Source organism: Pseudarthrobacter enclensis, from assembly GCF_030811655.1.
In the GTDB taxonomy this organism is placed as follows: Bacteria; Actinomycetota; Actinomycetes; order Actinomycetales; family Micrococcaceae; genus Arthrobacter; species Arthrobacter enclensis_A.
Genome location: NZ_JAUSRE010000058.1, coordinates 1 through 1277, shown reverse-complemented (window position 1 = coordinate 1277; position 1277 = coordinate 1). Strand labels below are relative to the sequence as shown.

The window sequence follows — 1277 nt, the reverse complement described above, 5'->3', positions numbered from 1 at the left end:
GGGACTGCTGAAGGTTTGATTGACACTTTGCCTGTGAGGATTTGATCCTTGCGGGTGGAAGGATGTTCCTCATGCCCAAAGCCTTTCCCGAAGAGTTCCGCCGCGATGTCGTGGCGGTTGCCCGCAAGGGCGAAGCGCCCATCACCCAGATCGCCAAGGATTTCGGGGTCTCACCTGCTGCCCTGCACCGCTGGATGAAGATTGCCGACAGAGAAGATGGCGTGCAGTCCGGGGCCGTGTCTGATGACGCCGCGAAGTTGCGGGAGGCCAATAAACGCATCCGGCTCCTGGAGCAGGAAGCTGAAGTCATGCGCCGTGCCGTGGCCTATCTGTCCCGGGACATCAATCCAAAAAAATGATGTACCCGCTGGTCCGCGAGCTGGCTGCCAGGGACGCCCCGATCAGGGTTCCCGTGGCAGTGTCCTGCCGGGTACTGAATTTCTCCAGACAGGCCTACTACCAGTGGGCCGCCAACCCCGTGCCCGCCCGGGACTGGGAAGAAGCCCACCTGATCAACGCCGCCATCGACCACCACCGCGACGATCCTGCCTTCGGCTACCGGTTCATCGCCGATGAGATCAACGCCGGACCCGGCCCTGTGGCCAGTGAACGCCGGATCTGGCGGCTGTGCTCCCAGAACGGCATCCTCTCGGTGATCCACCGCCGGCGCCGCTCAGGGCTCAAGGCCGGCCCACCGGTCCACGATGACCTCATCGAACGGGACTTCAGCGCCACGGCACCGAACCGGAAATGGCTGACGGACATCACCGAGCACCACACCGGGGAAGGCAAGCTGTACCTGTGCGCGATCAAGGACCTGCATTCGAACCGGATCGTCGGGTACTCCATGGACGGGCGGATGAAAGCGTCTCTGGCCGTTGCCGCGCTGGACCACGCCGTGGCTCTCAGGAAACCGGCCGGCACAGTGGTCCACTCGGACAGAGGGTCCCAGTTCAGATCCAGAAAGTTCGTCCTGGCCCTGAACACCTACGGGCTGAGCGGATCAATGGGACGGGTAGGAGCATGCGGTGACAATGCCGCGATGGAATCGTTCTTCTCCCTGCTGCAAAAGAACGTCCTGAACCGGAAACGATGGGAAACCCGGGCCGAACTCCGGCTCGCCATCACAACCTGGATCGAACGCAGCTACCACCGCAAACGCCGTCAACGCGCCCTCGGCCGGCTGACACCCATCGAGTTTGAGACAATAAAAAACGCGGCCTCAGCCGCGTAAGAAATTATCAACCCCAGCTGTCAACTAAACCTTCAGCAGTCCC

The 1277-nt window shown here is 61.9% G+C and carries 1 protein-coding gene; it reads left to right on the top strand.

Going from position 1 to position 1277, the window contains the following annotated elements; genetic code table 11:
* Positions 1-71 precede the first annotated feature (71 nt).
* Positions 72-1234 (top strand): IS3 family transposase gene (locus tag J2X98_RS22175; RefSeq protein ID WP_307312679.1). Its coding sequence is split into 2 segments (ribosomal slippage): positions 72-350 and positions 353-1234, totalling 1161 coding nucleotides; the frame shifts between segments, so codons are not numbered across the junction.
* Positions 1235-1277: the final 43 nt, after the last annotated feature.